Source organism: Vibrio sp. V09_P4A23P171, from assembly GCF_963875615.1.
Classification (GTDB): domain Bacteria; phylum Pseudomonadota; class Gammaproteobacteria; order Enterobacterales; family Vibrionaceae; genus Vibrio; species Vibrio anguillarum.
In genome coordinates this window covers 1-3,496 of sequence record NZ_CAWNMR010000054.1, presented here as the reverse complement: position 1 = coordinate 3,496, position 3,496 = coordinate 1, and the positions used below count along the sequence as shown (strand labels likewise).

3 protein-coding genes are annotated in these 3,496 nt (G+C 40.6%); all 3 read left to right on the top strand.

Features of this window, described 5'->3' with window-relative positions; genetic code table 11:
- Positions 1-576 precede the first annotated feature (576 nt).
- Positions 577-1,131, top strand: coding sequence for a hypothetical protein (locus tag AACT23_RS13760; RefSeq protein WP_094130403.1), 555 nt, complete (start codon positions 577-579; stop codon positions 1,129-1,131).
- Positions 1,132-1,857: 726 nt separating this feature from the next.
- On the top strand, positions 1,858-2,631 hold the full coding sequence (locus AACT23_RS13755; RefSeq protein ID WP_094130400.1) for a nuclease-related domain-containing protein: 774 nt from the start codon (positions 1,858-1,860) through the stop codon (positions 2,629-2,631).
- Between the two features lie 138 nt (positions 2,632-2,769).
- Positions 2,770-3,369: a pentapeptide repeat-containing protein gene (locus tag AACT23_RS13750; RefSeq protein WP_094130397.1), complete on the top strand. Its 600-nt coding sequence runs from the start codon at positions 2,770-2,772 to the stop codon at positions 3,367-3,369.
- Positions 3,370-3,496 lie beyond the last annotated feature (127 nt).

The window sequence follows — 3,496 nt, the reverse complement described above, 5'->3', positions numbered from 1 at the left end:
GGGGTTTAATCTTTTGGGATTTCTTCGGCCATTCGTTTGGTGTTGTCGGCAAATGAGCTTTTTCACTCTCAAATTCGTGGCTAACTCAAACCGTAAAACAGGCAAGATTCTTTATTTGCCTCAATCAGTTTTAGCGCCGGTGCGTTGTGAATTTTGCGTGCGCAAAGTGTAGAAAGGGCAAGTTTATCGAGCATTTCGCATTTGTTGAAAGTCTTGCTTGTTGAGTTTGTCTCATTCAAAAGTTTGGTTTGTTGTTGAAAGGTGGACTTTGTTTTGGCGGCTCATTTATCACAGTTCTTGCTTGGGTTGGTTCTTGAATCACTCAACCATTGCAATCGTGGCTTTTGATCGAGTAAAGTCAGTTTATCTTATTGAATTTGCATAACAAATGGTTAAAGAGGGACTGCCAACGCGTGGCGGTTTTTGTTCAAATCGGCCTTTGTGATTACGGTCGTTATTTTGAGTTCAGTGTTTTGCGTTGTCAGCCCCTTAACCGGGCGTTATGCCACTTCATTGAAAATCTCTAACTATTTGTAATTTTTAGGCTAAATCAGTGACAAGGAAGCTAGTGATAAGATGAAAATGATATTTGTAGATGCTGAAAATATAGGCCTCAAAGAATTGGAAAAGGTTAAAGCGACAGTAATTGATAAAGTGTTTGTCTTTTCCAAAGTCGAGTCAGTTCAGCGTATTTGTGAAAAATCACTATTTTTGTACCTTTCTGACTACCCTTCTGGCACAAATCAAGCCGACTTTTATATCATCGCTTACCTATCTAAAGTCCTGTTAGCATTAGACAAAAAACAGTTTAGTACAGTTATTTTTGAACTTTACAGTAATGATGAGAGTTTGATTTCTGCGTTCGAGTTTCAGTGTGGGCAACTTGGCGCTAATGTCCAAACAATACGTACTAAAGACGATACCGTAGTTCAAATGCCTGGTGTGCAGCAAGAAAACACGCCACAAAATAAAGTGTTTTCTGCTCTTAAATCTCCGAAGGCTTTGGATCCGACATTACAAAAGCAATTAGGTTTATCTAAGTCCGATTTTACTAAGGCAATTAACGAGTTGACCAAGTCCAAAAAAATTCAACGTTTAGCAGAAAATAAACGAAAATGGGTTCGTTGTTAACAGTGGCATAACAAACGGCTCAAGAGGGATTGCCAACGCGTGGCGGTTTTAGTGCAAAATTGAAATTCAGTGTTTACAGTGTGTTTTTTGAGTTCGGCGGTGCGTTGTCAACCCCTTAGCCGGGCGTTATGTTTACTGGAATTTCAATGACTTAAATATCCTTCGATCTCTGTTCTTTGTTCCTTTGGCCGTTCGTCCGAGTTGCCTCAGCAAATCCGCATTGTCGGCTCAAATTCGTGAATTTCTCAGCCCGTAAAACATATCAATATTCGTGGGTTGCTTCATTTTCAGGTCGTGGCGGCTGGTTTCAAATGTCACTGGCTCTAAGTCGCTTTGGGCGTATTTGCCAATCAGCATGTTAGCTTGGCAGTTGCCTCGGCAATTTGCCATTGTTCTGCGCTTTGGTTGGAAAGAGAGGGTGCTTGTTGAAGCTAAGTCGGGTTGCCTCATTGGGCAGGGAAATGGAATTACGCGCTTCGTGTTTCGTGCCTCTGGCGGCCAAGTGAGTTTTGGCGTGTGACTGACTTCTTGAAACGTGGTCAACAATGCAGTTCTTTGCTAAATAAATCAGTCATTTGTGGTAAAACATAACAAACAATTCAACAGTGATTCGCAACGCTCGGCGCTCTCACTTCAGGTTGAGTTTAGTGTTTACGGCGCAATGTTCAAGTTCAGTGTCTGCGTTGCTCACACGTTAATTGGGCGTTAGTTGAATAAGGAAATTCAGTGGATATATTCGGATTATTTTCGGAAGCATTTGCTCAAGTTTGGTATTTAATACCTTTATTATTCGTCATCTCGCTTTTTAAGAGTCGGTGGTTTAAAGGTGTGTTTGGCGAATTTCTGGTAAACAAACTACTGTCCCAGTTGCCGACATCAGATTATACGCTGGTAAAAGACGTTACTTTGCCTACAGAAGACGGTACAACTCAAATCGATCATATTGTTGTATCTAAGTTTGGTGTCTTTGTAATCGAAACTAAGAACATGAAAGGTTGGATTTTTGGTTCAAAAGATCAAAAGCAGTGGACGCAGAAAATCTATCGTCATTCCTCTAAGTTTCAGAATCCCCTTCATCAAAATTACAAGCATGTTAAAACGCTGGAATTATTGCTAAATATAGACTCATCAAAAGTACACTCAGTAATTGTGTTTATTGGCGACAGTACGTTCAAAACGGAAATGCCTGAAAACGTCACTTATGCACGAGGCTGTTTAAACTACATCAAGCAGATCGATCAACCGGTTTTTTCAGATGCAGAGTATATTCAGCTCATCGATGCAATTAATTGCGTCAAACTTGATCGAGGTGTTGTAACAGATTTTAAGCATCGAAAGCATGTTAAAGAGCTGGTCGCATCAAAAGAGTTCGTAAAGCAATGTTCGCGTTGTGGCTCAGAAATGGTTCTGCGTGAAACTAAGCGTGGTGAGAATAAAGGGAAACAGTTTTGGGGTTGCTCTGGATTCCCTAAGTGTAAAACTGTAGAAAAATTCAACTAACAAACGCCTCAAGAGGGACTGTCAACGCGTGGCGTTTCCAGTCCCAATGAGCCGCGGTGGTTGCAGCTGTTGTGTTTGAGTTTAGTGGTAATGCGTTGCCAGCCCCTTAGGCGGGCGTTAGGCTATTCAGAGGATACGATGACAGATTTAAAAAATAATGAGCAATATTTCGACGTTTCTTTTGAGAAGCTTTACTCAGCTGATGAGAAATATAGCGACGTCGAGTTTGAAGATTGCCAATTCTCCGAGTGCGATTTTTCAGCGGTTAAATTCCAGAAATGTAAGTTTACAAACTGCACATTTGAACGCTGCAATTTGAGCTTGGTGGATTTTACAAACTCAAAGCTCTTTGAGCTTAAATTTCAAGACAGTAAGTTAGTTGGCGTTGATTGGACGAAAGCGACATGGCCAGTTTATCACTCAGACTTTGAGCTAAGTTTTAAGCGTTGTATTTTAAATGACTCGTCTTTCTTTGGCCTGACCTTAAATGGATTGGTTTTGGATGAATGTAAGTTGCATGATGTTGATTTCCGTGAAGGTGACTTTGCAGGTTCAATAATGATTTATAGTGATTTTAGCCACAGTTTATTTATGAGAACAAATCTGCAAGGGGTTGATTTCAGTGAATCAACAGCATACTCCATTGACGTACTAGAAAATAACGTTAAAAAGGCTAAGTTTTCACGATATGAAGCGTTGAGCTTATTAGAAAGCTTAGGTATTGAATTGGTGGATTAATAGCCTAACAAACGGCTCAAGAGGGATTGCCAACGCGTGGCGACTTTAGTGCAAAATTGAAGTTCAGTGTTTACAGTGTGTTTTTTAAGTTCGGTGGTGCGTTGTCAACCCCTTAGCCGGGCGTTAT

Excerpts from the sequence above, each read along its gene's own strand:
- AACT23_RS13750 (WP_094130397.1), top strand. The coding sequence starts at position 2,770 with ATGACAGATTTAAAAAATAATGAGCAATATTTCGACGTTTCTTTTGAG.
- AACT23_RS13760 (WP_094130403.1), top strand. The coding sequence starts at position 577 with ATGAAAATGATATTTGTAGATGCTGAAAATATAGGCCTCAAAGAATTG.